Genomic DNA, 26,247 nt, shown 5'->3' with positions numbered 1-26,247 from the left:
AACCAATTCCTGGATCAGGTGATTTTATAAAATGCTGTAGCTAACGCTACCGTCTTTTTCATCTTTTAGCTGAATGCCGATGGCCAGCAGCTGGTTACGTATTTTATCTGAAGTGGCGTAGTCTTTCCGGAGCTTGGCCTCTTTCCTCATATCTATCAGGAGTTGCAATGTACCGTCCAGCATTGAATTGTCTGTTACCAGCGTTTCAGGCTGCAGTCCCAGAATGTCGATCAGGAAGGTTTGCCAGGTTTTTTGCAGGAGCGCGAAAGTATCTTCACTGATCTCGTGCATTTTTATCTGACCGCCCTTGAGAGAGTTGATCACGGGAACAAGTTCGAACAGGTTGGCCAGCACTTTGGCGGTGTTGAGGTCATCGTTAATGAACTCGGTGCATTCGCGGCACCATTGCTGTACCTGTTTATCCAGTTCTTCATTTACCGGGCTGCCGTTGCTGCTGTATTCCAGTTTCTGCAGCACATCGTAGGCTGCCCATAAGCGTTGCAGGCCTTTCTCTGCAGCCTGGAGGGCTTCGTTAGAGAAATCCAGCGTGCTGCGGTAATGGGTTTGCAGTACAAAGAAGCGGATGGTCATCGGGCTATACGGCTTCTCCAGGAGCGGGTGTGTACCGGCAAAGAGTTCCGTCAGCTTGATGGTGTTATTATACGCCTTGCCCATTTTGCGGCCGTTAATGGTGATCATGTTATTATGCATCCAGTAACGGGCCATGAGCTCGCCGTTGGCGATTTCGCTTTGTGCTATTTCGCATTCATGATGAGGGAACTGGAGATCCATACCGCCGCCGTGAATATCAAACTGCTGGCCAAGGTACTTGCCGCTCATGGCGGAGCACTCAATGTGCCAGCCAGGAAAACCTTCCCCCCAGGGGCTGTTCCAGCGCATGAGGTGCTCTGGCGGAGCTTTCTTCCAGAGCGCAAAATCTACCTTATTGCGTTTTTCTTCCTGTCCTTCCAGTTCGCGGGTGGTTTCCAGCATATCTTCCAGCACACGGCCACTCAGCCTGCCGTAGTCGTACGTTTCCGCGTATTTCCTTACATCAAAATAAACAGAGCCGTTCACTTCGTAGGCATATCCCTTTTCCATGATCTTTTTGATCATTTCTATCTGTTCCAGGATATGGCCGGTGGCAGTGGGCTCTATGCTGGGATCCTGGCAGTTGAACTGGTGCATGGCCCAGTGATAAAGATTGGTGTACTTCTGTACGATCTCCATGGGTTCCTGCTTTTCCAGCTGGGCTACCTTGGATATTTTATCTTCTGCCGCCCTGCCTTCTTCCTCAAAGTGGCCGGCATCGGTAATATTGCGTACATAGCGTACCTTATAGCCAAGGAATTTCAGGTAGCGGTACAATACATCGAAAGTGATATAGGGACGCGCATGACCCAGGTGGGATTCTCCGGATACAGTAGGCCCGCAGACATACATACCCACGAGGCCGGGATATAAGGGGATGAATACTTCCTTTTCGCGTTTTAACGAATTGTATATTTTAAATTCTGACATATTTGTTTATTTCCGGGATTGCAAAGATAATAATTAGTGCTTAGTCCTTAGCGAACGCTTGGGGTGAGATTGGCAATAACAGGATAGTGGTCGCTGAGGTCTGAATTGATCTTCCGGAAGCTATTTACGGTAAAGGACCGCCCCGGCAGGATGTAGTCTATACGCAGGGTGGGGGCCAGGCCCGTAAAAGTGCGCCCTATACCGGTGCCTTTTTCCAGGAAGGCGTCCTGCAGCCCACCTTTAATGGTAAAATAAGTATATGAGGCCGGTGTATCGTTAAAGTCGCCGCAAACCACTACCGGATAAGGGCTTTTGCGGATAAAGTCTGCCACGATATCAGCCTGCCTGCCCCGGCGCTGAAAGGCCTCTTTCATCTTCTGCATAATGCCTTTGGTGGCAATAAGGCCGGTATCTTCCTGTTTTTTGATCTTTTCGATGGAGCGGTAATCTTTTTCGTTAAAGCGATAGGATTCCAGGTGCATGTTGATAATACGGAAGGTATCGCTTTTCCGAACCACATCTGCATATATCAGGCTTTCGCCAAGCGGGCCGGGTGACAATTTTACCTTTTCTGATTGTATGATGGGATAGCGGGAAAATATAATAGTACCCCAGTGCTGCATACCATCGCGGTTAAAGTCGCTTGAAAAATAGCGGTAAGGCAATTGCATTTCCCTGGAGATATCTTCCCGGTTGTTGAAATCGTGTTGTTTTTCGGAGGTATAGAAATCCTGGAAGCAGGCAATATCCGGCGCCTGTTTCTTGATCAATGCAAACATTGCCTGCCGGTTGTACTTACTGTCTTTCTCGCGGTAAAGACCAAACAGGCCCACATTGTAGCTCATTACATTAATACTGTTGTCCGGAGCGGCAAACTGTTTTTCTGCAGAGGGCCAGTTGAAGGCGATATATGCATTGATGGATTTCCAGCCGATCAGCAAGGCAAGAATTGAAATAAGGCAGTACTTTATATTGAGCACGAGCCAGGCGCAGGCAAATAATACCAGCAATACAAGCAGGTAAGGGAATATGAGGGTAATGAAACTAACAGGCCACCAGCGTTGGGGGGACGCCCAGGGCGCTAAACACGCCAGTAGGAATAGGAATACTACCCCGAGGTTTACTGCCAGCAAAATACTTTTCGCGAATAATCTGATGAATCTCACCTGTAACCCGACTCTTTTTTGTTTAAAGATAGGGAATATTAAATACCCTTGGTCTTTACTTCCTTTTGAGTGAAAAACTGGCCATTACGGGAAAATGTTCAAAGGAAGCGTTCGTAAATGTACGGTAGCCATGGATATTAAACTGACTATGCGCCAGTATGTAATCTATACGTAAAGTGGGCGACAGGAAAGAAAGCGTACGGCCAATACCGCTGCCTTTTTCGAGGAAGGCATCCTGCAGTTGCCGGCTCACGGTATAATAGGTGTAAGAAACCGGGGTATCGTTCATATCGCCGCAGACAATAACGGGGTAGGGGCTTTCTGTAGCCAGTTCATGCAGCAACTGCGCCTGCCGGGCCCTCGTAGTAAAGGTGTGCCGCATCTTGGAAGCAAGGGCACGGGCCGCCGGCAGCTGTGTATTACTGCCGTCCAGGCTTTTAATAGCATTGATCTGCGAAAGCTCGGCGGGGTTAAACATATACGACCGTAGCTGGGCGGTGTAGATCCTCACGGTATCGCTGTTGATCAGCATATCTGCTTCCAGTATACTGCTGCCGCTGCCAGCCTCGCTGTAGCCGCAGGGTATTTTGCGTGTATGTATTACAGGGTAGCGGGAAAAGAGAATGATGCCGTAATGCCAGGTATCCCAGTGTGTTTTGTCCGCAGTAAAATAGTAGTGCGAATAGCCCAGGTTTTGCCGGATGGCCGCAATGTTATTGGTCAGTTTGGGATCGTCATTGGTGTAGAACTCCTGCAGGCAAAGCAGGTCCGGGCTGGCTTCCTTTAAGGTATGGATAATGGAGGCATGCAGCTCTTTATCCAACTTATAGCCTTTTACTCCCATGCTGCTGGTATTGAAGGTCATCACCGTGAACTGGGAGGCGGGCAGCAGTCCTGTAGCCGGCTCCTGTGGCAGCCGAAGGGAAAAGCTGACCAATACAGCCTTGAACGACAGCAGGACGGCCGCAATAGGGAACCAGTAATATTTTTTCCTGTATAGTAACCAAACTGGTATAAATAACAGGTTCAGGAAAAGTAATACGGGGAACAGCAGGCCTGCAAAACCACTGGGCCACCACAGCTGGGGACTGAGGTAAGGCAGCCATACAGATGTCAGCAATGCGGCTATTAGCAGGCAATTGCAGCAAAGCAACAGGCGGGGTAGCAATACTTGCAATAATTTCACGTAAATGGGGTTCTTATGTTAATGTGGTGCGTAATAGGGAATAAATTTACTGATCCACTTGTCAATTTCCAAATGGTGCAGAGGAATTTATGATATGTTAAAGGAGCTATTCCTGTTTGCTGGCCCGTACCAGGGTTTCTTTTTCTTCGGGCGTGAGGGCGTTCATTCCCTGTTCGTTGATCTTGTCCAGTATCTCGTTGAGACGTTGCTCCGGTACATTGCCCACTCTGCGATAGGGGTTATTGCTACCGGAAGCGGTCAGCTTTTTCTTGATGATGGCAACATCAGGATGTTCCTGTTCTGCGGGGTGGAATACATGGGTAGCTTTGTAGGTAAGGCGGTTAAAGCCCGCGCCCCAGTCTCTGCCTTTTTTCCACTGCAGCATGTAGAGAAAGCCGGTAAGGCCGCCGCCTATCAGGGAGGGAAAATAGGTGTGAGAGTTATCACTACCGGAGAAAAGATGTGCACTGATATGTGATGCTACGAAAACGAGGGTGATGATCCATAGAGGAATACCGCCGCCTAATAGCGGGAAGATGCGATAATTGGGAGCGATGGTGGTAACACCGATGGCCAGGGCCATTACGCTGGCGCCGGCGCCTATCAGGGATGCCTGCGGCAGCAGTGATTCAAAAGCCGGAATGGCGTGCATGCCCATCACATAAAAGATGGCGCCGCAAATGCCGCCAAAGAGGTACAGCGGCAGGATACGCTGGTGGCCGGCCAGGTTTTGCAGCAGGGAGCCGAAGCACCAGAGCCATAACATGTTGCTGAATACCTGCCAGAAGCTGATATGGGAGAACATGGCGGTGATCAGCGTCCAGGGACGCGTAAGCAGGCGGGCAGGGTTGGCGGGAAGGCTTGCCCAGGAAAGGATCTCCTGGTTAAACCGTTCGGTACCATAACCTTCCATATTATAAATTACCCTGGTGAACAGCAGCAAAATAAATATTGTCAGATTTACAACCAGGATCTGGGTAACGATGTTTCTTTCCTCTCCCAAAGTAAGGCTGGGAATCCTTTCTTTTTCCACTGTACGCATGCTGATCGCTTTGTTACAAATTTACGACTAATAGAAATGCCGCCGATTATTCTTGTTCCAGATCTTCAACAAAATGAAGCTGATTAACACACCGCCCAAATGCGCAAAATGCGCCACATTATCACCTGCTGAATTTTGAATTCCAGAAACAAGTTCCGCTACAATCAGCATGCCAACAACGTATTTTGCTTTGATTGGAAATAAAAAGTACAAATAAATTAGGGCGTTCGGGAACAGGTAACCAAAGGCAAACAAGATACCATATACTGCGCCGGAGGCGCCCAGTGTGGCGGTATTACGATAGCTGGCCACAAAGGTCTGCACATATACCCTTGCATCCTGGATCAGCTGCGGATCGTTCGGGTTTTGCGCCAGCGCTTCTTTAAGACCTTCGATCCTGAATGCGCCTGAGCCAAGATCGTAGTGGCGATCCAGCAGCGCGAAATTGGAGTAGGTAGGATCACTCAGGAATGCTTCGGCATCACGGGTAAGGTGAATGTTATCATAAGTAAGCACACCCATATGGCAAAGGGCGGCGCCAATACCACATATGATATAGAATATAAGGAAGCGTTTAGGCCCCCATACATTTTCAAGGGTGCTGCCAAACATCCAGAGCGTGAACATGTTCATGAAAAGATGGCCGAAGGAACCGTGCATGAACAGGTGAGTAATGATCTGGTGAGGGCGGAACATATCGGAACCCCAATAGTGAAGGGCAAACATGTCCGTAAGCTTCTCACCCATCATAGGTTGGAGGGTTACTTGTGCCAGGTATACCAATCCGTTGATGATCAATAGGTTTTTGATCACCATAGGAAGAATCTCAAATCTGCCGGGCCTGAATTCGTTCATTGTATCTTTTTTTAACTATGGGTTTTTTTCTCCAGCAGTACTACGTTCTCAATATGATGGGTATGTGGGAACATATCTACGGGCTGAACTTTTGTAACAGTATATAACTCGCTTAACAGCGCCAGGTCTCTGGCTTGTGTAGCCGGGTTACAGCTTACATATACTATTTTAGGTGCTGCTATCTGTAACAGCTTGCTTACCAGCTTTTCGTGCATACCTGCCCGTGGAGGGTCGGTAATCACTACATCGGGCTGGCCGTGCTGCGCAAAAAAGTTATCATCACAGATGTCCACTACATCGCCTGCAAAGAATGTTGCGTTGTTTACCTTATTGCGGGCTGCATTTTCCCTCGCATCGTCTATCGCCTCTTTAACCAGTTCTATGCCAACCACTTTGGCGGCTTTGCGGGATACAAAAATACCAATGCTACCGGTACCACAGTATAGGTCATACACAATTTCTGTTCCTGTCAGGCCGGCAAAGTCCCTTGTTACCTGGTAAAGGACGGTGCCCTGGTAAGTATTGGTCTGGAAAAAAGACTTGGGGCCTATTTTAAAAACAAATTCTTCGAGCTGCTCTTCAACGTAGCCTTTTCCGTAATATACCCGGGGTTCCAAGTCAAATATACTATCATTCTTTTTAGGATTGATGGTATAAACGATGGTGGTAATGCCCGGCACGGCGGCCAGGAGGTGGTCAAGCAGGCCTTTGCGGGCCGGTTCATCCTCATAGCTGATCACCAGGTTCACCATTACCTCGCCGGTGGTACAGATCCGTACTACCAGGTTGCGCAGCCATCCCTGTTGCGCCCTGATGTCGTAGAAAGACAGGTCATTTGCAAGGGCATATTCTCGGACGGTGTTGCGTATCTGGTTCACCGGCTCTTCCTGCAGGTGACAGGTATGGATATCCAGCACCTTATCGAAGAGGCGCGGTATATGAAAGCCTAACGCGTTCCTCCGGGTAATGGCGCCTTCCCGGGCAATTTCTTCGTCCGTAAGGTAAGCTTTGTTACTAAAGGTGAATTCCAGCTTATTACGATACCGGGTGCTGTGCTGACCGCCCATAATAGGATCTATCTGGGGCAGCTGCAGCTTCCCGATGCGGCGCAGATGGTCTTCCACCTGCTGCTGTTTGTATTCCAGCTGAAGGGAGTAGGGCAGCATCTGCCATTTACAGCCGCCGCAAATGCCAAAATGTTCGCAAAAGGGCGTTACGCGCAGGCTGGAATAGGAGTGGATGTGAATGGCCTTGCCTTCTGCCCAGTCTTTTTTATTCTTACTGAGCCTGATATCCACCACATCGCCGGGCACTACACCCCCTTCAATGAATATAACTTTTCCATCTTTACGGGCCAGGGCTTTGCCTTCTGCGGCATAAGCGCTTACCGGTACTTTTTCCAGTACTACATTTTTTTTCCTCACGGATGCAAAGGTAGTTAATTAGGCATAAGCTATGCGCCAGAAACTGCAAGATTTGCCATATATATTAGCTGCTGACACCTTGTAGCTTGCGGTTTACAGCTCATAACATATATTTCACATTTTGCGTTTATCATTTTACATTTACACATCCTAATCCTATGCGTAAACTTTTATTCATTTTCGCGATCCTTCTTTACAGCCACCTGCAATTGCAGGCACAAGGCTATGAGCTTACTATACATTTTAAGAACTATACCGGTGGAAAGATGTTCCTGGCTCATTATATGGGCAAAGGCACTTACCTGGCCGATTCTGCGATGATCGGGGCAGACGGCACCGCCGTGTTGAAAGGTAAAGAAGCGCTGCCAGGGGGGATCTACCTGGTGGTTTTCCCGGGTAAGACGCGTTATTTTGAGATGTTGCTGGATCAAAAGCAACATTTCTCTATTGACGCAGACACCAGCGATCTGGTAGGCAAAACAGTTTATAAAAATTCCCCTGAAAACGACCTTTTCCTGGGCTATAATCGTTTCCTGGCCTCCCTGGGCCAGCAGTCCAATGAAATGCAGCAATTGCTGGCCGCCAGAACGGCAGCAGACAGCGCCAAAGCAAAACCGCTTCAGCTGGCTTTGAACAAGAAGATCCAGGACTACCGCTATGACTTCATCGCGAAACATCCCGAATCTCTGCTGACCAGTATTTTCAGGGCTATGAAAGAGCCTGAGATACCGGCAAAACCGGCTGATGCAGATTCCACCTTTGCTTACCGTTATTTTAAAGCGCATTACTGGGACGAGGTGAACCTGAACGATGGAAGGCTGGTGCGTACGCCTATACTGGAAGGCAAGCTGCAGAAATACTTTACCCAACTGGTGGCTTTAGATCCCGATTCGGCAAAAATAGAATGCGACCAGCTGCTGGCCAAGGCCAGAAAGGATAAGGAAATGTTCAAATATACCTTGTGGTGGCTCACCTACCATTACGAAACCTCCCAGTATATGGGGATGGACGCGGTATTTGTTCACCTGGTAGAGAAATATTACGTGCCTGGCGACGCTTACTGGCTAAGCACAGAACAACAGAATAAGATTATCTCAAGGGCCTATGCTATCGCGCCTAATCTCATAGGGCAACAGGCCCCACCGCTGGAAATGCAGGACTCTTCCGCCAAACCGTTGTCTCTCTACAGCACAAAGGCCAAGTATACCGTACTGGTTTTCTGGGACCCCACCTGTGGCCACTGTAAAACAGAGGTTCCGAGGCTGGATTCTGCTTTTAAAGCCAGTTGGCAACGTAAGGGAGTAGTCATGCTGGGTGTACGCACCGACGGTACCCGCGAAGAATGGCTGCAATTTATTAAACAGCACCAGTTAAGCGGTTGGATACACGCCTGGGATCCCCAGTCGCAAAGCAATTACCGCCGCCTGTACGATGTATACAGCACCCCTGTGGTATACCTGCTGGACGAAAAGAAGAAGATCCTGGCCAAACGTTTGGGAGTGGAACAACTCAACGGCTTCCTGGAAAGGCTGGAAAATGACACTGCGGCAATAACAAAATGATGCCTTTTGCTGACGGGTTTGCTGACGATCTCCATTGTAATCGATTTACAATCAACTAGATAAAAGTAAAAAAAAAGCAATTGGCATAGTCTTTGGTTTAGTGACATTGAACTAAACCTTTAGATTATGACCAAGAGAATCATCCTATGCGTTGCTGCCCTGACGATTTCGTTCGCGGCCGTATCTCAGGTCCGGGTGGGGATTAAAGGTGGCCTTAACCTGGCAAACATTTCAACGGGTAATGACGGGACTGTTGACAACAAAAAGACCTTACCGTCCTATCATATAGGTGTAATTAGTGACATGCCGTTGATCAAAAACGTGTTGTCCTTTCAGCCGGGGGTATTTTACACAAGTAAAGGGGCTAAACTGGAGTCAGGCAATAAGGGCACTCCAACAGTAACTGACCCGTATTCCAAGTATACCACCAACCCCCAGTACATTGAGGTTCCTTTAAATTTTGTGGGTAAGATTCCGATCGGGACAGATTGCAGGCTCTTTGCTGGTATCGGTCCATATTTCGCCTTTGGTGTGGCAGGTAAAAACAAGTATGAGTTTAATAATGGGGTAGTTAATACCACCGGTAAATCCAGTATTGTATGGGACGATGATACCCCGTTCAATAATGATGACCCCAACCAGGGAAGGAATAAGTACAGGCGTTTTGACTGGGGTGGCAACGTGATGGTAGGTGCGGAAATATCACGTTTCCTGCTTTCTGCCCAATACGGACTTGGCTTTAACAAGATCAACTCCGGCGAAGAGAGTAGTAGCGACAATAAGAACAAGAACCGGGTATTCAGTATATCTGCCGGTTTCATGTTCTAAACAATTGACCCTCAACTTTTGTATATAAAGGATAGTTTTTTGATCCTGATGCGCGCAGGCCGCATCCTTTAACAAGCATGCAAGCAAAAAAGGGAGATAGCACCGGCCTGCAGGTGCCTTTCCAAACAAAACATTCACAAATGAAAAAAGTATTATTGTTCGCCGTTGGCATGTTGATCGCCGGATTTTCTTTCGGACAGGTAAAATGGGGTGTAGTAGCGGGCCCTAACTTCTCCAGCTATACTAGTAAAGAAGGAAGTGATAAAGAAACAAGTGGTCTGAAAACCAGCGTAAGGGCCGGTATTACGGCAGACCTTCCGCTGGCAGATGAATTTTTTATCGGCACAGGCTTGTTGTATGCCGGAAAGGGCGGTAAAGACAAGGACAACAATTCTGTGGCAAGTTTCAAGGCTAACTTATCTTACCTGCAACTGCCTATCCTGTTCACTTACAAACCCCAGGTAGGTACCGGTAATCTGGTGTTGGGTGTAGGCCCATACATCGCTTATGGTATTGGTGGCAAGCTGAAAGGTACTATTGGTACCGCCACCGGGGAAGTTAAAGCCTTTGACGATGAGGCGGGAGATTTTAAGCTGAAGCGTTTTGACGCCGGTGCTGGTATCCAGGTAGGGTATGAAATGCCGCAGGGCCTTTATTTTGGCCTGAATACCGATCTTGGTCTTGTCAATGCAGTAAGCGAAAAGACGATCAATAATGTGGATTATTCCTGGAAGAACACCTCTTTTGGTGTTTCCGTAGGTTATAAATTCGGTGGCAAGTAAGAAAACTGTAACCGCACGCAAAGCTGCAAAACGGTCCTGAGTCACTCAGGACCGTTTTTTTTATGTTAACAAGCCATCTCATTATATTATAATTTGTACTTTAGTGCCCTGTGCAAGCAAGAGACGTTTGTGTGCCCCTGATAAACAAGAAAAAAAGGACAATATTTTTTAAAGAACGGTTTTTTCAAAAGGTTTTTCATCTAAACAGGACAGATGCATGAAGAATTTTACATATCTATTCCTGGCTATCATAGCCGGATTACCCCTACATGCGCAGACAAGTATAGGACTCCGCGGCGGCTATACCATGGCAGACCTGCGCTATAAGGACGCGACCATTAGTTATAAATACAATGGTCTTGGTACCCCCACCCGCTTAAACAGCTGGCATGTGGACTTTATGGTAAATGTGCCAATAAAGGACGGATTTTATATTCAGCCGCTGCTCCGTTACAATACTGTGGGCGCGCACTTTGAACCGCCGGTGTCTGCACCTGCAGGAGTATTTATGCCTTCAGCCAAAGAAATCAGGCTGCACTACCTGGAGCTACCGCTGAATATCGTATATAAGATCCCCTTGTCCTTTGGAAAGCTGGCAGTGGGAGCAGGACCCTACGCCGGTTATGCGCTGAATGGCAGATATGACCTGGCTATTCGCTATAATGGCAGCGAGGTGGAAAATACCCACCAGGAAATCAGATTCAATGACCGCACTAATATTATATCTACCAATTCCCAGTTAAGACGTTGGGACGCGGGCGCCAACTTTATGCTGGGGCTGGAGTTTAACAGCCTTGTTGTACTGGGCGCCAATTACAGCATTGGAATGACAGATATTGACAGAGCGGCCAGCAGTACGCTCAAAAACAGATATCTGGGCATTAGCCTGGGTGTTTTGCTGAACCGCGAAGACTACTGACCGTAACCAAAAATAACTTGATAAAGTCCTGTCCATAAATTAATTGGACAGGACTTTTTATTTTTTAATCATATATAAATATGTAGGCCGAAATCTCTTCCGCTCAAAATAAACGAATATTTATGATAAATAAATTATTAAAATTAAATATATGATGTATCTTTGCGGCGATTATTAAACCAAACAAGTTTTCACAAATGAAAAAACAAGTAGTACTAGTACTGTTGGCCCTTGTAGGAACCCTATCTACCTATGCCCAAGTTTCTTTTGGTATTAAAGCCGGTTACAACAACTCCGGTGTTAGCGGCGAAGGCAGCGAATTCACCAAAAGGCTTTCCGGATTTCATGTTGGTGGTATAGCTGACATCTCCCTGGCCGAAAACTTCTCGTTACAGCCCCAGCTGCTCTTCATCACTAAGGGAGCGAAATCAGAAGCTTTTAAAGAAACTGTTGGCGGTACTGAGATAGAATTCCCGGCCCAAAAACTGACCTTTAATTACCTGGAACTGCCTGTAAACTTCCTGTACAAACACGAAGTTGGCGCTGGTAGCATTTTTGTTGGCGCTGGCCCTTACATTGGCTTCGGTTTAAGCGGTAAGGTAAAAGCTGGTGACGAAGATGCTGACGTTAAATTTGATGGTAAAAAAGGCAGCGAAATAGACGCTAATGACGACGCTGCGATACACCTGAAACGCCTGGACGCTGGTGCTAACTTCCTGGCTGGCTATGAGCTGAAGAACGGTCTGCTGTTCGGCGTTAACTACAGCCTGGGTTTAACTAACCTGGATCCTGATGGCTCCAAATCAAAGAATAACTACTTTGGTGTCAGCGTTGGTTACCTGTTCAAAACAAAGAAGAAATAACCATAATAGAAATATAGTACAACTAAAGCTAAAACGTCCCGGCATTTGCCGGGACGTTTTTTTACTGCTTTATTTAGGGGGAAAACTTATGTTTTCCGTCTTAATGATATCGACATAGGACAAAAAAACAAAAAGTGTGACAGTTATTCGTACATGCCATTGCGTTTCTACGTACTGGCATTTTTCTTTATACGATCTCCTCTACTACTTTTTTGATCACCTTTGGTTTGCCCAGGGTATAATAATGCAGTACAGGCACGCCGAAGTCTTTCAGCTCTTTTGACTGCTGTATCAGCCACTGGGTGCCTGCCTCTTCCACCTCTTTGTCTGATTTGCATTTCAACACCTCGTTCGCCAGATCGTCAGGAATGTCTACATGGAAAGTACGCGGCAGCACAGTAAGCTGTTTCTTGGTAGTAAGTGGTTTAAGACCTGGAATGATCGGGACGGTTATGCCCATTTCGCGGCATTTTGCCACAAAATCAAAGAATTTCCGGTTGTCGAAGAACATCTGGGTAATGATATAATCGGCTCCGTTCTCTACCTTCCTTTTCAGGTGTGTCAGATCTGTCTGCAGGTTAGGCGCCTCAAAATGTTTCTCCGGGTATCCGGCTACGCCTATACAGAACTTGGTTTTTACACCACCCTGCAGGTCTTCTTCCAGGTAAATACCATTGTTCATGTGCACTACCTGCTGCAGCAGTTCAATAGCGTAACGGTGCCCGTCGGGGTTGGGTTCAAAGAAGGTTTCATTCTTGGGGGCGTCGCCACGCAGTACCAGCACATTATCCACGCCCAAAAAGTTAAGGTCAATCAGCGCATTCTCGGTTTCTTCCCGGCTAAAGCCTCCGCAGATCAGGTGAGGTACTGCGTCTACATTATAGTGGTTCATAATGGCGGCACAAATACCCACAGTCCCGGGGCGTTTACGGATCTCTACTTTCTCGAAACTCCCATCCCCCCTCTTTTTGAACATATGCTCACTGCGATGGTAAGTAACATTGATAAATGAAGGCTTAAATTCCATCAGGGGGTCTAAATGGTCATATATAGACTCTATGCTTTTGCCTTTCAGGGGTGGTAATATTTCAAATGAGATCAGGGTATCCTTCGCCTGAGCTATATGTTCGGTTACTTTCATCCCGTTATTTTTATGAGGGGCAAAAATAATATAATCTTGGTTAAATGGTTATTTTTGCTAAGTTTGAACATATGGTATTAAAAATTCATACAGATCAGTTAGTTAAGCGCTACCGTAACAGAACAGTGGTAAACCATGTATCTGTAGAAGTATCGCAGGGTGAGATTGTAGGGCTGCTGGGCCCTAACGGGGCAGGCAAGACCACCACCTTTTATATGGTGGTAGGGCTGATCAAGCCTGACGAGGGAGAAGTGTTCCTGGATGATGTGAACATTACCAAGCTGCCCATGTTTAAAAGGGCGCAAATGGGCATTGGCTATCTGCCCCAGGAGGCTTCCGTATTCCGCAAACTGAGCGTAGAGGATAATATTTCAGCTGTATTGGAGATGACCAATCTGAAAAAGGCGGAGCAGAAAGAAAAGCTGGAAGCGCTGCTCAGCGAATTCAGGCTGCAGCACGTGCGGAAAAGCCCCGGTGATGTACTGAGCGGTGGAGAGCGCCGCCGTACAGAGATAGCGAGAGCCCTGGCCGTAGACCCCAAGTTTATCCTGCTGGACGAGCCCTTTGCGGGGATAGACCCCATTGCCGTGGAAGACATACAATCCATTGTTGCAAGGCTGAAATACAAGAATATCGGTATTCTCATCACAGACCATAATGTACAGGAAACACTGTCTATTACAGACAGGGCATATTTATTGTTTGAAGGTAAAATATTGAAGGCCGGTACTGCCGAAGAACTGGCGGCAGACGAACAGGTAAGAAAAGTGTATCTTGGACAAAATTTCATTCTGCGCCGTAAGAACTACCTGGATGAAGCTGCTAAACAACAATAAATAACATTATTGGGGCCAGCCCTCAAAACTTCAATTGAACCTTTCCTATTATGAGAATTTTAAGTCCTGCAATATCTCAATTGGCGCGATTGCGTATGGGACGCATAGAGTATTTTATGCAGTATCCCCTACAAGTGCAGCAGCAGGTATTCCAAAGTTTGATCAGTGCTGCCCAGTATACTGAATTCGGCAAGCAATACGGTTTTTCCAGCATCTTTAAAATAGAAGAGTTTAAGCAACGGGTACCTGTACATAACTATGACTCCATTAAACCCTATATACAAAGGGTGATGGAAGGACAGCAGAATGTTTTGTGGAACACGCCAATAAAATGGTTTGCCAAATCAAGCGGTACCACTGCAGATAAAAGCAAGTTCATACCTGTTTCTGTAGAAAGCCTGGACGAATGTCACTACCGTTCCGGCAGGGATGTACTCTCCTTATTCTATAACAACTTTCCTGATTCAGACCTGCTCACCGGCAAATCGCTGGTGATAGGTGGCAGTCACCAGGTAAACAAGCTCTCGGCCGACAGCGACTCGTACTACGGAGACTTGAGCGCTGTTATGCTACAGAACATGCCTTTCTACGGCAACATGATCCGCACGCCTGATCTTTCCATTGCCCTGATGGATGAATGGGAAGAAAAGATAGAGCGTATGGCCAATGCCGTTATCCATGAAAATGTAACTTCTATAGCAGGCGTACCTACCTGGACGCTGGTGCTGATCAAGCGGATTTTTGAGCTCACCGGCACTGATAACCTGGCAGATGTATGGCCTAATATAGAATTGTATATGCACGGGGGCGTAAGCTTTACGCCTTACCGCGACCAGTTCAGGAAGCTGATCCGCAAACCCGATATGTATTACCAGGAAACCTATAATGCGTCCGAGGGCTTCTTTGCCGCCCAGGATATTATAGGCCAGGAAGGATTACTATTGTTCCTGAACCATGGTATCTTCTATGAGTTTATGCCCATGGAAGAATACGGGAAAGAACAGCCCCGCACACTGCAGCTGCAGGATGTGGAGCTGGGCAAAAACTACGCCCTGATCATCAGCACCAACGGCGGACTATGGCGTTACCTGGTCGGAGATACGATACAGTTTGTATCGCTGGCGCCTTACCGCATCAAGGTAAGCGGCCGTACAAAATCCTTTATTAATGCTTTCGGCGAAGAGCTGATCGTGGAGAACTCTGACAAAGCCATTGCCCATGCCTGCGAAGTGACCTGCGCTATCGTCAATGATTATACGGCAGCGCCTATTTACTTCAGTGACCAGGGCAACGGCGGACATGAATGGCTGATAGAGTTTGAAGTACCGCCTGCAGACCTGCAACAGTTCACGCAGGCGCTGGATGCCAAGCTGAAATCCGTTAACTCTGACTATGAGGCCAAACGCCACAAAGATATTGCACTGCATATGCCGGTGATACATGTGCTGACAAAAGGTACCTTTACCGAATGGCTGAAAAGCAAAGGCAAACTGGGTGGGCAGCATAAGGTACCCCGCCTGAATAATGAAAGGCATTATGTGGAAGAGATCCTGAAATTTGCCGGCGCCTTATAGAAAATCCATTACTCATTCTTAATTACTTAATAGATCAACTGACAACATGAAATTACTGGAGAACAAAGTTGCTATTGTAACAGGTGCCAGCCGCGGAATCGGGGAAGCGATCGCAGAAAAATTTGCAGATCAGGGAGCTCATGTAGCCTTTACATATTTGAGCTCTGATGAAAAAGCCCGGGCCCTGGAACAAAAGCTGCAGTCCAAAGGTGTAAAGGCAAAGGCATATAAGTCTAACGCAGGCTTGTTTGAAGATTGCGAAGCACTGGTGAATGATGTACTGAAAGATTTTGGCCAGGTAGACATTTGTGTGAATAACGCCGGTATTTCAAAGGATAACCTGCTGCTGCGCATGAGCCCTGACCAGTGGGATGATGTGATGGATATTAACCTGAAGAGTGTATACAACATGACCAAACATGTGATACGCCCTATGATGAAAGCCAAGAACGGCGTTATCATTAACATGAGCTCTATCATCGGTATCAAAGGCAATGCAGGTCAAAGCAGCTATGCAGCCTCCAAGGCAGGTATCATTGGGTTCACCAAATCTATAGCACAGGAACTGGGCAGCCGTAACATCCGTTGCAATGCGGTTGCTCCCGGTTTTATTGAAACAGATATGACGCATTACCTGAAAGATGGTGAGGGCGCCAAAGCTTATATAGAGAAGATCCCGCTGGGACGTTTCGGCAAACCGGAAGATATTGCCAATGTATGCCTGTTCCTGGCATCAGACATGGGCAATTACCTGACCGGACAGGTGATCAGCGCCTGCGGTGGATTAAATATCTAAAAAGAAAAATGGTCGATAGTCCGAAGCTTGCTGTGGACTATCGACCATCTATATATGGCCTTATGCCGTAGTATTATTTCCCTGCGGTGGCCACCCTGAAAGTCTCAATGCATTTCCTGTCCTGCAAAGTTACATACACGGTTTTCTTATCCTTACCACCAAATACCAGGTTGCTGCATAGTTTGCCTTTAAGCGCTACTTCGCGGATCAGCTGACCCTTGGGAGAAAGCACGGCGATCACGCCTTTGCCATGGCGGCATACATACAGGTTACCCTTTTTATCACATTTCATACCATCAAACCCGAAGTCAGGAAATTCGGCGAACAGACTTTTATTGGAGAGGTTGCCTCTCTCGTCCACATCGTATTTCCAGATCTTGCGTTGGATGCTTTCATTCACATAAAGGATCTTTTCATCAGGGCTCAGGGCAATCCCGTTGGTGGTGCCCATGTGATGTTCTACTAATACCGGGTGGCCTCCTTCGTCAATACGCCACAGTTGCCCGTTCTGTTCTTTCCAGTTGGGATCAGAGGCAAACAGCTGACCTTTGCTGTTGATGCAAAAGTCATTAGGTTGGTTGAACTGTTTGGTATTCACATATACACTGATCTTTTTTGTCTGCATATCCACCTGCAGTACGTTATGACCTTTGAAATCGGCGAGCAGCATATTGCCTTCGCTGTTAAATACGATGCTGTTGGCAATGCTGCCTTCGGGCAGGGTCACGAATATTTCCCCGGTGCCGTCGTTGGTGTTGATCTTGCCAATGGTGCCGTCCTGCTGGAAGTTTACCACATACAGGTTGCCGTCCTTGTCAAAATTAGGTCCCTCAATGTTCTGGGAGAACATGTTCTCCTGGGTAAGGTCAGTCGCTTCATACAATCCTTTCTTTTTCTGTGCTGTAACAGTGCTTGAAATGATAATGAAAGCTGCCAAAAAACCGATAGATCTTTGCATGTTAGTTCAAATTGAATATGGTGTGCAGGCCTTTGCCTGCGGCTTTGCGAAGCTATATAAATTTATCAGTGAAAGCAACCTGTATATCTATCCGGCTCAGTGATGGGAGGCCTACTTTTTTACTATTTTCGCACCCATGATCCATGTTTCAGCATTCCAGGATTTAGCGCATCTGGCTATCCATAAAGTAGGCAATTCATCACAGGATGAACCTTTGATCTGTTCACAGGCGCCACTGGATTTACAGGATGAAGCCATCAGCCAGCTGCTGCTTACCTATTTTATACAGCCTTTCAATAATAACGCGGAATATTTCCGTTTTTATCATGAGGCCGACCTTCAGTTAAATGAAGTTTTCCAATACTGCAAACGCGTCTTTGCAGACAGAGACAACTTTTATGAGCAGTCTGTGAATATTGCCAGGCATCTCTACAAACATTCTACCCACCCCAAGATAAAGGGAGGCGAGCTGTATATCGCCTATTTCAGCAAATGCCTTACAGACGGTGAAGAAGCGGAGGCGATCGGGATCTTTAAATCAGAGAACCGCGATACCTACCTCAAGGTATTTCTTTCCAACGACAATTATCAGGTAAATTACGAGGACGGTATCAATATCAATAAACTGGACAAGGGCTGCCTGATATTCAATATAGAAGAGGAGAACGGTTACAAGGTAAGTGTGATAGACAGCATCAGCAAGCAGAATGAAGCCGTGTACTGGAAAGACGCTTTCTTACAGGTACAACGCCGGGAAGACAATTACCTCCAGACGGAGACCGCGGTGAACATGTGTAAACTCTTCATACAAGATAAGCTGCCTAACGAATACGAGATGAACCGGGTAGACCAGGTAGATCTGCTTAACAAATCTGCCGCCTATTTTAAAGAAAAGGAGCAGTTCCAGCTGGATGATTTTGCGCAGGAGGTATTAGGCCATCCGGATGCCATTGCCTCTTTCAAGGAATACCGCGAGCACTTCCAGCAGGAGTTCCGCCAGGAGATACCCGATGAATTTGATATTTCTGCACCGGCTGTAAAGAAACAGCAAAAGGTATTCAAGAGCGTATTAAAGCTGGATCGCAACTTCCACGTGTATATCCATGGCGACCGCGATCTGATAGAACGTGGTTTTGACGAGGGCACCAATATGTATTATTACAAGCTGCATTTTCAGCAGGAGACCTGAGCCTGCGCAGCTATGGATAAATAAAAAGTGGGTATCCGCCAGCTGGCAGATACCCACTTTTTTTATGGTGCATAATGTTAATTATTCTTTGCCCTTAGGCCTGGGAGGACGCGGCTTCTGATCCCTGGGCCCTCTCTGTTCCTGGCGGTTATTGCTGTTATCCTGGCGGGGGCCATGCTTTGGCTCATGCCGCTGCTTTTGTTGCTGTTGCTGCTGCGGATGTTGTTGCTTCTGCTCCCGGTGCTTCTGTTCTGGTCTGTGCTGCTGTTTTTGCTCCTGCCTGTTGTCTCCACCACCTTTCTTAGGCTGCTGTTGCTGTTGTGGCTGCGGCTGGGGTTGTTTTGGCCCCTGCTGCGCCTGTTGCTTCTGATGGTGTTGTTGCTTCTGTTTCTCCTTATCCTTCTGCTTACGTTTATGAGAAGTTTTTTCCAGTGAGCGGAGGCTGATCTGGCCTACTACGTCGGCAAAGCCCAGGTCTGTTTCCTTAGGTTTGGCCACCACCACTTCAACAGCTTTCAGCTCCTCGGGTTTTACACCCTGCTTGTTCAGCTGGCGGATCTCTTTAACACGGGAGATAGTGAGCGGATATTGTTTGTTGCTGCTGCTGTCGTAGCTGTACCACATGAGATTCTTGAAGATATCTCTTTTCTGCAGGCTGGCTACTCCGGCTGCTGTTTCTATAGTATCCGCGTCTTCGGGGAAGTCTTTCAGCGCATCCAGGTAGGTATCCAGCTCGTAGTTAAGGCAGCATTTGAGGCGGCCGCATTGTCCGGAGAGTTTTGCCTGGTTAATGGAAAGGTTCTGGTACCTGGCAGCAGTGGTGTTGACGCTTTTGAAGTCAGACAGCCAGGTAGAGCAGCAAAGCTCACGTCCGCAGCTCCCGATACCGCCTACCTTACCGGCTTCCTGGCGGGCGCCTATCTGACGCATTTCCACCTTTACCCGGAATTCAGACGCATATACTTTGATCAGCTCACGGAAATCCACGCGGTCATCAGCCGTATAGAAGAAGGTGGCTTTACGGCCATCGGCCTGTATTTCCACTTCTGTAAGCTTCATTTCAAGTCCCAGGTTGCGGGCTAAAGCTCTTGCTTTTATCAGCGCTTCCCTTTCACGGGCCTTGTTCTCGTTCAAGCGGTGCAGATCGTCGGCCGTAGGGCGGCGCAACACTTTTTTTACCTCTGGGGTATCTTCTGCCCGTCTTTTTTTCATTTGCAGCTTTACTAACTCGCCGGTAAGACTCACGGTCCCTATGTCGAAACCGCTAATGCCTTCCACAGTTACCATTTCACCTTTTTCAAACAGCTGCCTGGTAACATTGCGGAAAAAATCTTTACGACTACCGTTATTAAAGCTAACCTCTATAATATCAAATGGTGCTAAGCTATCACCCAAGGGAATATTGGCCAGCCAATCAAATACATTAAGCCTGTTACATCCTCCGCTACTGCATCCTCCGTTGCTTTTGCATCCTGCTGGCTTCCCATCCGCACCCGTACCACATCCGGCACAAGCCATATTGTTCAGTTTAATTTAAATTTTACCAAATATCAATTCCTATCCTGATCCTCTGATCTCCTTCAAAATACATATTATTTTATAGGATTCAAAGGACGGTGGGCACAAAGGTAGCTAAAATCGGGGAAAGGTTGAGGGGGGGCGCCAATTTTAGAGCACCGGCAGGGCTTTATTCCGGAAAATGTACTGCAGGCGGATGGATAGCGCATGGAACAGCAGCTTGGCATTGGCATTACGTTCAATATAGTAGCAGGCATTGTCCAGCAGCTCCATGATATCCTCCATTTGATGGAGGTTGGCCAGCTTGTTCAGCTTGGCGGCAAAGTCCATTTCTTCTTCAGAGAAGGCCAGTTGCTGCCTGTCCAGGAACTGGAGGCGAAGGCTATGTTCCAGGAGATTGATAAAATAGCGGAGGAATTGCTTTTGATTCTCGCGGCCTGTTTTGGTGCTGGCCATCTGTTCTATCCATGCCTGGAGGGCAGGACGGTTACCGGTAAATATATAGTTCAGCCAGTTACGCAGCAGTTCATGGTAATCATCTTCTGCGTTCTGCAGGAGGGTCATTGCCTCCCGGTAATTACCCATAGCGATGGTAGCGGCCTGCCTGGCTTTGGCCGGGGCCGCCTTGGCCCGGTTGATCAGCGCATCCACCAGCACTTCTTTGGGAAGCGGGTTGACCCTGATGAGATGTGTGCGTGAAAGGATGGTGGCCAGTATCTGCTCCTGGTTTTCCGCCACCAGGATAAACAGGGTATTGGCTGGCGGCTCTTCTATCAATTTCAGTAAACGGTTGCCTTCGTTACCCAGGTATTCAGGCATCCACATCAGCAAGATCTTATACTGGCTTTCGAAACTTTTAAGACTGAGCTTGCGGATAATATCATGGCATTCATTGGCAGTAATATTACCCTGCTTGTTCTCTGCGCCGATAAACTGCAGCCAGTCGTAAGCATTGCCATACGGATGAGTGGCGATAAACTCACGCCACTCGGCCACATACTCGGTGCTGACCGGTTTGTCACCAGGTTTGCGCGGAATAACAGGATAGGAAAAGTGAATGTCCGGATGGATATACTGCGAGGCTTTAACACAGGCCGGACATTGCCCGCAGGCATCATTTTCCTGTTTGTTCTCGCATACCAGGTATTGAGTAAAGGCCAGCGCCAGGGGTAAACCGCCCGCCCCTTCTGGAGCCAGCAGCAGCATTGCATGGCTAAGCCGGTTCTGTTGTACTGCCTGCACCAGCTGTTGCCGGATATTTTCCTGTCCTATGATGTTTGAGAAAAGCATGAAGGAGCAAATCTAACACACTATTTCAGTGAAACAAAACAGACATTGGTAAAAGTGCCCGCGCCTTTTACGGTGTGGTTATTAGCTTCAAAATAGTAACTGCCAGACATGGTCAGTTTTCTGATGTCCCATTTGGTGAGTATAACGCTGGAGGTATCTGTTTCAAAGTATTTTACACCGGTACCCTCCCTGGTGCCGGCTAACACCAGCCCGTACTTTAACCCCGGGTTATTCTTGCTGTAATTATAGGCTTTTTCCGGAAGGCTGTCATCCCACACCTTATCGTTATGATAAGGTCCGTCCAACAGGTTAATAATGAGTTTAAAGGAGTCTACCAGGGCCTCTGTGGCCAGGTGCTTATAGCTACCGGTATCTGCGGTGGTGCGGAATAGGGTATTATTCGTTACATCGAGGCTAATGCCGCTGCTGTCCTGAAATGACAGGTGCATGGTATAGCCAGAACAGCTGTACGAAGGGGAATTATTACTGCTCTCACAGGCACACCAGGTTCCCCAAAGTACAGCCACTGTTAATAAGGACAGTAGTTGTCTTTGCATATTTATTTTAAACGGTTGAATAGTTTCTATTCAGTTGGCTATCCACCTGTCCCGCAGCTTGCTGCGGGACAGGTGCTCAGCACATTACACGGTACGGCGGCAACAGTTATGAGAGGGAGCAGGGTATCTGATACATCAATTGTAATGCTTCTCGATCGCAGCTATTACTTCTTCAGACAGGGGCTGTGTTTTGGGAGAAAATACGGCTACCAGATTACCCTTTTCATCAATCAGGTATTTCTGGAAGTTCCAGGTAACTTCTTCCGGTTGAAAGTGTTTTGCTTTGCTTTCGGCTAACAGCCATTTGTACAAAGGATGTATATCGTCTCCCTTTACAGATATTTTTGCTGCCATAGGGAAAGTTACAGCATATTTTTTGGTGCAGAATTCCTGGATCTCTTTGTTGGTGCCAGGTTCCTGCGCATGGAAATTGTTAGCCGGGAAACCAACTATCACCAGTTTGCCCTGGTACTTTTTATACAGCTTTTCCAGGTCGGCATATTGCGGGGTATTACCGCATTGGGAGGCAGTATTAACGATCAGGATCTTTTTGCCTTTATAGTCTGCAAAATTGATCTTTCCGCCGTCAATGGATTCTACTTTAAAGCTATAGAAGGCCCCGGGTGCTGACAATAGCAGCATCATGGATACGAGCAATGATTTAAGCATAAGAGTACATTTTTGTGAGGCAAAGTTAGCTGGTGCGTTTCAGCCTGTAAAGTTAATATATCCTGTGTCAAATTAATTAATAATTAATTAGTGAGTAAAGGCCAGCGCGCAGACGCTGACAACAGCGCCGGCCTTGCTGAGAGCAAGGCAGCAGGCCTCGGTGGTGGCGCCGGTAGTGATCACATCATCAATCAGCAATACATGGCGGCCCCGCAGGCCGGTGGTTTCCCTTGCAGTAAAAACGCCAGACACATTCTCCCAGCGCGATACCCGGTTCTTACGCGTTTGGGAATCAGTATAGTGAAGCCGCTGCAAGGCATGCGGCAGCACCGGCCGCCTGATGATCTCTGCAAGGCCGGCCGCCAGCAGGGCAGACTGGTTGTAACCGCGGCGGCGAACCCTGGCCTTGTGCAGCGGCACGGGCACAATGCAGTCAATTTCGTTTAGCCACGCGCTTTGCTGCAGCATTAACCCCATCTGGCGGCCCAGGTGCAGGGCAATGTCCCGCCGCCGGTGATATTTGAACTGGTGAACCAGGCGGCGTACCATTGTGCCCTGGTTGTAATAATAGGCTGCCATGGCATGGCACACTTTGGTTCTTCCCCAGAAAACCTTTTCCAGGGTATTATCGGCATACAAATGAAAGCCGGTAAGCGGCAGGCGGTGCTGGCAGCGCAGGCAAAGTATATTTTCCGCAGGAGTGAGGCTTTCTCCGCAGTTATTACAGACATGCGGGTAGAAAAGATGTACCAGGGAAACAAACAGGTTCCGGATGATGGTCATAACAATGGATATTAAAAGCTGCAAGATAATAACTTACAGCTTTCAAAACAGCTGCTGGTACACTTCATCCACCCGGCCTACCGGCACAATTTCGATATCAAATTTGCCGCCCCCGCCTTTCTTATTGTACCTGGAGATGAAGATCTTATCAAAGCCCAGCTTTTCTGCCTCCGCAATGCGTTGCTCGATGCGGTTCACTGCACGGATCTCGCCGCTGAGACCTACTTCGCCCGCAAAACAGATCTTGCTGCCGATGGGCGTATCTTCATAGGATGAGAGCAGGGCGCACAGTACGGCAAGATCAATTGCCGGATCTTCTACGCGGATGCCGCCGGCGATATTGAGAAATACATCTTTTACACCAAAATGAAAACCGCCACGCTTTTCCAGTACAGCCAGCAGCAGTTGCAGACGGCGGAGATCAAATCCGGTGGCAGTACGTTGCGGCGTACCATACACAGATTGTGTTACCAGTGCCTGTACTTCCACCAGCATAGGCCGCATGCCTTCCATAGTAGCGGCAATGGCTACTCCGCTCAGCTGGTCTTCACGTTGAGAGATCAGTATTTCAGATGGATTGGTCACCTGCCGCATACCCTGGCCTGTCATTTCGTAAATGCCAAGTTCTGCGGTGGACCCAAATCTGTTTTTGATAGTACGCAGGATGCGATAGGAATAGTGCTGGTCCCCTTCAAACTGGAGCACGGTATCCACCATGTGTTCCAGTATTTTAGGCCCTGCAATAGCGCCGTCTTTAGTAATGTGACCAATTAGGAAAACAGGCGTATGTGTTTCTTTGGCAAAGCGTTGCATTTCTGCTGCAGTTTCCCGGATCTGCGATATGCTGCCTGGTGCCGCTTCAATGAACGGGGATTGCAGGGTTTGTATAGAATCAACGATCACCAGTTGCGGGCGCAGTTTTTTTATTTCCTGGAAGATAGTTTGAGTAGACGTTTCCGTAAGGAGATAGAACTGATCATTTTTTATTCCAAGACGGTCTGCACGCATCTTCACCTGTTGTGCACTTTCTTCTCCACTCACATAAAGTGTGGTAATATGCGGCAACAGCAGCGCGTTCTGCAAAAAAAGTGTTGATTTTCCAATGCCGGGCTCACCGCCCACCAGCACCAGGGAACCTGGTACAATACCGCCGCCGAGTACGCGATTAAGCTCTGCATCAGGCGTTAGCAGGCGTTCTTCTTCAACGCCTGTTACTTCCGAGAGGTTGATGATGTTATCAGAACGGGAAGGCTCTTCCTGTTTCCAGTTATTGTTACGCAGGGGAACATCTTTCTGTATCTTTTCTTCTACAAATGTGTTCCATTGTCCGCAGCTCGGACACCTTCCGCTCCATTTAGCTGATTCATATCCACATTGCTGACAAAAGAAGGCGGTCTTTATCTTGCTCATAAAAAATGTTTGAAAGTTTGAAGATCTGAAAGTCTGGAAAGGGGGTAAAAACGTTATCAAACGTTCCAACTTTTAACCTTTAAATCTTCACCTCAAACATAGGAAAAAGAAAAAGAGCCAACAGAAGATTCCGTTGACTCTTTCTACTTACTAACCCATTAAATTCAGGTCTAAATTACTAAATGGGTTCAGAATAAAAAAGTTTATTTAATTGATGTGAATAACTTTTGACAAGTTTTCATAATGTGACAGATCGGCTCCCATCGCTCGTTTCAGGGCATTTTGAATTTAATATTACTTGCATTGCCCGGTCGTAAAATATTGATAAATAGGAGTGATAACCGTTTATTTTACATATGAAAAAATCATAATAATATAGGTTTTAATTACTGTCAAATAGTCTCATATAATAGGGAGTATTTTCTAATGTGACGCCATAATGGCAGTATTAATTTTTCAAACTGACAAGACGCCGAAGGCAAAAGCCCCTTTTCTTAATGAAACCTTAAAATGGGCTGAACAGCGCCGATTGGATGGAAATTTGATCATTTACCTTAGTAATTTTACAACGTATTTTAACCTATTGAGCATGACACCAAGTATGATGTTATTTATAATGCCCGGCATGCCCCCCGGGGTAATGTTTTTGTCCCTGTTATTCATCGGCATCAGCCTGCTGGTCAGCTGGCGTCTTAAAAGCAAATTCAAGGAATACAGCGAAGTGCCTACCTCATCCGGGATGACCGGTAAGCAGATTGCCGAAAAAATGCTCCGGGATAACGGTATTTACGACGTGCAGGTGGTTTCTGTGGACGGATTCCTGTCAGATCACTATAATCCTGCCAATAAGACCGTAAATCTTAGTCCTGAAGTATATAGCAGTGCCAGTGTTGCAGCCGCCGCCGTAGCCGCCCATGAATGCGGCCACGCCGTACAGCACGCTACTTCTTACCGCTGGCTGGCCATGCGATCTAAACTGGTGCCGGCTGTACAGGTAAGCTCCAGCCTGGTACAATGGGTACTGCTGGGCGGTATATTGCTGGTAAACGTATTCCCTGCTTTGCTGTTGGGTGGTATTATCCTGTTTGGAGTAACTACCCTGTTCTCAGTGATCACCCTTCCGGTAGAGTTTGATGCTTCCCGCAGGGGCCTGGCCTGGTTAAACAGCGCCGCTATTATGAGGCCGCAGGAGTACACCAAGGCCAAAGACGCCCTGTGGTGGGCCGCCATGACCTATGTAGTAGCCGCCGTGGCTTCTCTCGTTACCCTTTTCCAGTATTTAATGATCTACCTGGGCGCCCGTAACAGGGACTAACCAGTAAAGTTTGCCTAAATTGCACCATCTATAAGGAAAAAATCCCATTTGTCAGAAGGCAAT

Annotated in this window: 24 protein-coding genes; 10 read left to right on the top strand and 14 right to left on the bottom strand. The window is 47.4% G+C overall.

Annotated elements, in window-relative coordinates; genetic code table 11:
• Positions 1-24: 24 nt before the first annotated feature.
• From cysS to rlmD, 6 genes are all read right to left on the bottom strand, one after another.
• Positions 25-1,521: a cysteine--tRNA ligase gene (gene cysS / locus ACR9Y8_RS16980; protein WP_481214434.1), complete on the bottom strand. Its 1,497-nt coding sequence runs from the start codon at positions 1,519-1,521 to the stop codon at positions 25-27.
• Between the two features lie 47 nt (positions 1,522-1,568).
• Positions 1,569-2,687: an endonuclease/exonuclease/phosphatase family protein gene (locus ACR9Y8_RS16975; RefSeq protein ID WP_481214433.1), complete on the bottom strand. Its 1,119-nt coding sequence runs from the start codon at positions 2,685-2,687 to the stop codon at positions 1,569-1,571.
• 55 nt (positions 2,688-2,742) lie between these two features.
• Positions 2,743-3,873: an endonuclease/exonuclease/phosphatase family protein gene (locus tag ACR9Y8_RS16970; protein WP_481214432.1), complete on the bottom strand. Its 1,131-nt coding sequence runs from the start codon at positions 3,871-3,873 to the stop codon at positions 2,743-2,745.
• 106 nt (positions 3,874-3,979) lie between these two features.
• Complete coding sequence (locus ACR9Y8_RS16965) at positions 3,980-4,915, bottom strand: rhomboid family intramembrane serine protease (RefSeq protein WP_481214431.1); 936 nt, start codon at positions 4,913-4,915, stop codon at positions 3,980-3,982.
• 27 nt (positions 4,916-4,942) lie between these two features.
• Entirely contained in the window at positions 4,943-5,770 is an 828-nt protein-coding gene (locus ACR9Y8_RS16960; protein ID WP_481214430.1) for a rhomboid family intramembrane serine protease, read from the bottom strand.
• An 11-nt stretch (positions 5,771-5,781) separates the two neighbouring features.
• Positions 5,782-7,194: a 23S rRNA (uracil(1939)-C(5))-methyltransferase RlmD gene (gene rlmD / locus ACR9Y8_RS16955; protein ID WP_481214429.1), complete on the bottom strand. Its 1,413-nt coding sequence runs from the start codon at positions 7,192-7,194 to the stop codon at positions 5,782-5,784.
• A gap of 158 nt (positions 7,195-7,352) precedes the next feature.
• On the opposite strand from rlmD, the gene ACR9Y8_RS16950 reads away from it, so the two are divergent.
• The 5 genes from ACR9Y8_RS16950 to ACR9Y8_RS16930 all read left to right on the top strand — a co-directional run bounded on the left by ACR9Y8_RS16950 (position 7,353) and on the right by ACR9Y8_RS16930 (position 12,148).
• Positions 7,353-8,756, top strand: a complete 1,404-nt coding sequence (locus tag ACR9Y8_RS16950; RefSeq protein WP_481214428.1) for a DUF5106 domain-containing protein — start codon at positions 7,353-7,355, stop codon at positions 8,754-8,756.
• 126 nt (positions 8,757-8,882) lie between these two features.
• Positions 8,883-9,584, top strand: a complete 702-nt coding sequence (locus ACR9Y8_RS16945) for a porin family protein (protein WP_481214427.1) — start codon at positions 8,883-8,885, stop codon at positions 9,582-9,584.
• A gap of 140 nt (positions 9,585-9,724) precedes the next feature.
• The gene (locus tag ACR9Y8_RS16940; RefSeq protein ID WP_481214426.1) at positions 9,725-10,366 is read left to right on the top strand and encodes a porin family protein; all 642 of its coding nucleotides are present in this window, start codon (positions 9,725-9,727) and stop codon (positions 10,364-10,366) included.
• Between the two features lie 217 nt (positions 10,367-10,583).
• Entirely contained in the window at positions 10,584-11,285 is a 702-nt protein-coding gene (locus tag ACR9Y8_RS16935; protein WP_481214425.1) for a porin family protein, read from the top strand.
• Between the two features lie 197 nt (positions 11,286-11,482).
• Positions 11,483-12,148 (top strand): porin family protein, encoded by a 666-nt coding sequence (locus ACR9Y8_RS16930; RefSeq protein ID WP_481214424.1) that lies wholly within the window; start codon positions 11,483-11,485, stop codon positions 12,146-12,148.
• Between the two features lie 187 nt (positions 12,149-12,335).
• Here ACR9Y8_RS16930 and metF read toward each other — a convergent pair whose 3' ends face one another.
• A complete protein-coding gene (metF, locus tag ACR9Y8_RS16925) occupies positions 12,336-13,289 on the bottom strand; it encodes a methylenetetrahydrofolate reductase [NAD(P)H] (protein ID WP_481214423.1) in 954 nt (317 codons plus the stop codon).
• A 71-nt stretch (positions 13,290-13,360) separates the two neighbouring features.
• Here metF and lptB point away from each other — a divergent pair, with 71 nt between their 5' ends.
• From lptB to fabG, 3 genes are all read left to right on the top strand, one after another.
• A complete protein-coding gene (gene lptB / locus ACR9Y8_RS16920) occupies positions 13,361-14,125 on the top strand; it encodes an LPS export ABC transporter ATP-binding protein (RefSeq protein WP_481214422.1) in 765 nt (254 codons plus the stop codon).
• A gap of 95 nt (positions 14,126-14,220) precedes the next feature.
• Positions 14,221-15,699 carry a GH3 auxin-responsive promoter family protein gene (locus tag ACR9Y8_RS16915; RefSeq protein ID WP_481214421.1) on the top strand — a complete coding sequence of 493 codons (1,479 nt, stop codon included), beginning with the start codon at positions 14,221-14,223 and terminating at the stop codon, positions 15,697-15,699.
• 46 nt (positions 15,700-15,745) lie between these two features.
• Positions 15,746-16,495: a 3-oxoacyl-[acyl-carrier-protein] reductase gene (gene fabG / locus ACR9Y8_RS16910; protein WP_481214420.1), complete on the top strand. Its 750-nt coding sequence runs from the start codon at positions 15,746-15,748 to the stop codon at positions 16,493-16,495.
• 73 nt (positions 16,496-16,568) lie between these two features.
• On the opposite strand, the gene ACR9Y8_RS16905 is transcribed toward fabG, so the two are convergent.
• Positions 16,569-17,453 carry an SMP-30/gluconolactonase/LRE family protein gene (locus ACR9Y8_RS16905; protein ID WP_481214419.1) on the bottom strand — a complete coding sequence of 295 codons (885 nt, stop codon included), beginning with the start codon at positions 17,451-17,453 and terminating at the stop codon, positions 16,569-16,571.
• Between the two features lie 136 nt (positions 17,454-17,589).
• Here ACR9Y8_RS16905 and ACR9Y8_RS16900 point away from each other — a divergent pair, with 136 nt between their 5' ends.
• On the top strand, positions 17,590-18,642 hold the full coding sequence (locus ACR9Y8_RS16900) for a nucleoid-associated protein (protein ID WP_481214418.1): 1,053 nt from the start codon (positions 17,590-17,592) through the stop codon (positions 18,640-18,642).
• Positions 18,643-18,723: 81 nt separating this feature from the next.
• Here the strand turns inward: ACR9Y8_RS16900 and ACR9Y8_RS16895 are convergent, their stop codons facing one another.
• The 6 genes from ACR9Y8_RS16895 to radA form a co-directional block, all read right to left on the bottom strand.
• Entirely contained in the window at positions 18,724-20,160 is a 1,437-nt protein-coding gene (locus ACR9Y8_RS16895) for a PSP1 domain-containing protein (RefSeq protein ID WP_481214417.1), read from the bottom strand.
• 150 nt (positions 20,161-20,310) lie between these two features.
• Positions 20,311-21,450, bottom strand: coding sequence for a DNA polymerase III subunit (locus ACR9Y8_RS16890; RefSeq protein WP_481214416.1), 1,140 nt, complete (start codon positions 21,448-21,450; stop codon positions 20,311-20,313).
• Between the two features lie 20 nt (positions 21,451-21,470).
• Positions 21,471-21,899: a hypothetical protein gene (locus ACR9Y8_RS16885; protein ID WP_481214415.1), complete on the bottom strand. Its 429-nt coding sequence runs from the start codon at positions 21,897-21,899 to the stop codon at positions 21,471-21,473.
• Positions 21,900-22,142: 243 nt separating this feature from the next.
• On the bottom strand, positions 22,143-22,676 hold the full coding sequence (locus ACR9Y8_RS16880) for a glutathione peroxidase (RefSeq protein WP_481214414.1): 534 nt from the start codon (positions 22,674-22,676) through the stop codon (positions 22,143-22,145).
• Between the two features lie 87 nt (positions 22,677-22,763).
• Positions 22,764-23,459, bottom strand: a complete 696-nt coding sequence (locus ACR9Y8_RS16875) for a ComF family protein (RefSeq protein ID WP_481214413.1) — start codon at positions 23,457-23,459, stop codon at positions 22,764-22,766.
• Between the two features lie 42 nt (positions 23,460-23,501).
• Positions 23,502-24,869 (bottom strand): DNA repair protein RadA, encoded by a 1,368-nt coding sequence (gene radA, locus ACR9Y8_RS16870; protein WP_481214412.1) that lies wholly within the window; start codon positions 24,867-24,869, stop codon positions 23,502-23,504.
• Between the two features lie 589 nt (positions 24,870-25,458).
• Between radA and ACR9Y8_RS16865 the strand changes: the two genes are divergently transcribed.
• Positions 25,459-26,184, top strand: coding sequence for a zinc metallopeptidase (locus ACR9Y8_RS16865; protein ID WP_481214411.1), 726 nt, complete (start codon positions 25,459-25,461; stop codon positions 26,182-26,184).
• The last annotated feature ends 63 nt before the right edge of the window (positions 26,185-26,247 follow it).

It is taken from the genome of Chitinophaga sp. SVR4-12A (assembly GCF_056754765.1).
The sequence above is the reverse complement of the archived record's forward strand: the minus strand, read 5'-3'. Positions and strand labels throughout refer to the sequence as shown.

Bases quoted from the DNA above. Each gene is read 5' to 3' on its own strand.
- lptB (WP_481214422.1), top strand. From the start codon at position 13,361: ATGGTATTAAAAATTCATACAGATCAGTTAGTTAAGCGCTACCGTAAC.
- cysS (WP_481214434.1), bottom strand. From the start codon at position 1,521: ATGTCAGAATTTAAAATATACAATTCGTTAAAACGCGAAAAGGAAGTA.
- ACR9Y8_RS16960 (WP_481214430.1), bottom strand. From the start codon at position 5,770: ATGAACGAATTCAGGCCCGGCAGATTTGAGATTCTTCCTATGGTGATC.
- ACR9Y8_RS16930 (WP_481214424.1), top strand. From the start codon at position 11,483: ATGAAAAAACAAGTAGTACTAGTACTGTTGGCCCTTGTAGGAACCCTA.
- ACR9Y8_RS16935 (WP_481214425.1), top strand. From the start codon at position 10,584: ATGAAGAATTTTACATATCTATTCCTGGCTATCATAGCCGGATTACCC.
- ACR9Y8_RS16900 (WP_481214418.1), top strand. From the start codon at position 17,590: ATGATCCATGTTTCAGCATTCCAGGATTTAGCGCATCTGGCTATCCAT.
- ACR9Y8_RS16895 (WP_481214417.1), bottom strand. From the start codon at position 20,160: ATGGCTTGTGCCGGATGTGGTACGGGTGCGGATGGGAAGCCAGCAGGA.
- ACR9Y8_RS16875 (WP_481214413.1), bottom strand. From the start codon at position 23,459: ATGACCATCATCCGGAACCTGTTTGTTTCCCTGGTACATCTTTTCTAC.
- ACR9Y8_RS16905 (WP_481214419.1), bottom strand. From the start codon at position 17,453: ATGCAAAGATCTATCGGTTTTTTGGCAGCTTTCATTATCATTTCAAGC.
- metF (WP_481214423.1), bottom strand. From the start codon at position 13,289: ATGAAAGTAACCGAACATATAGCTCAGGCGAAGGATACCCTGATCTCA.
- ACR9Y8_RS16965 (WP_481214431.1), bottom strand. From the start codon at position 4,915: ATGCGTACAGTGGAAAAAGAAAGGATTCCCAGCCTTACTTTGGGAGAG.
- ACR9Y8_RS16890 (WP_481214416.1), bottom strand. From the start codon at position 21,450: ATGCTTTTCTCAAACATCATAGGACAGGAAAATATCCGGCAACAGCTG.
- ACR9Y8_RS16945 (WP_481214427.1), top strand. From the start codon at position 8,883: ATGACCAAGAGAATCATCCTATGCGTTGCTGCCCTGACGATTTCGTTC.
- fabG (WP_481214420.1), top strand. From the start codon at position 15,746: ATGAAATTACTGGAGAACAAAGTTGCTATTGTAACAGGTGCCAGCCGC.
- ACR9Y8_RS16885 (WP_481214415.1), bottom strand. From the start codon at position 21,899: ATGCACCTGTCATTTCAGGACAGCAGCGGCATTAGCCTCGATGTAACG.
- ACR9Y8_RS16915 (WP_481214421.1), top strand. From the start codon at position 14,221: ATGGGACGCATAGAGTATTTTATGCAGTATCCCCTACAAGTGCAGCAG.
- ACR9Y8_RS16880 (WP_481214414.1), bottom strand. From the start codon at position 22,676: ATGCTTAAATCATTGCTCGTATCCATGATGCTGCTATTGTCAGCACCC.
- ACR9Y8_RS16950 (WP_481214428.1), top strand. From the start codon at position 7,353: ATGCGTAAACTTTTATTCATTTTCGCGATCCTTCTTTACAGCCACCTG.
- ACR9Y8_RS16940 (WP_481214426.1), top strand. From the start codon at position 9,725: ATGAAAAAAGTATTATTGTTCGCCGTTGGCATGTTGATCGCCGGATTT.
- radA (WP_481214412.1), bottom strand. From the start codon at position 24,869: ATGAGCAAGATAAAGACCGCCTTCTTTTGTCAGCAATGTGGATATGAA.
- ACR9Y8_RS16865 (WP_481214411.1), top strand. From the start codon at position 25,459: ATGACACCAAGTATGATGTTATTTATAATGCCCGGCATGCCCCCCGGG.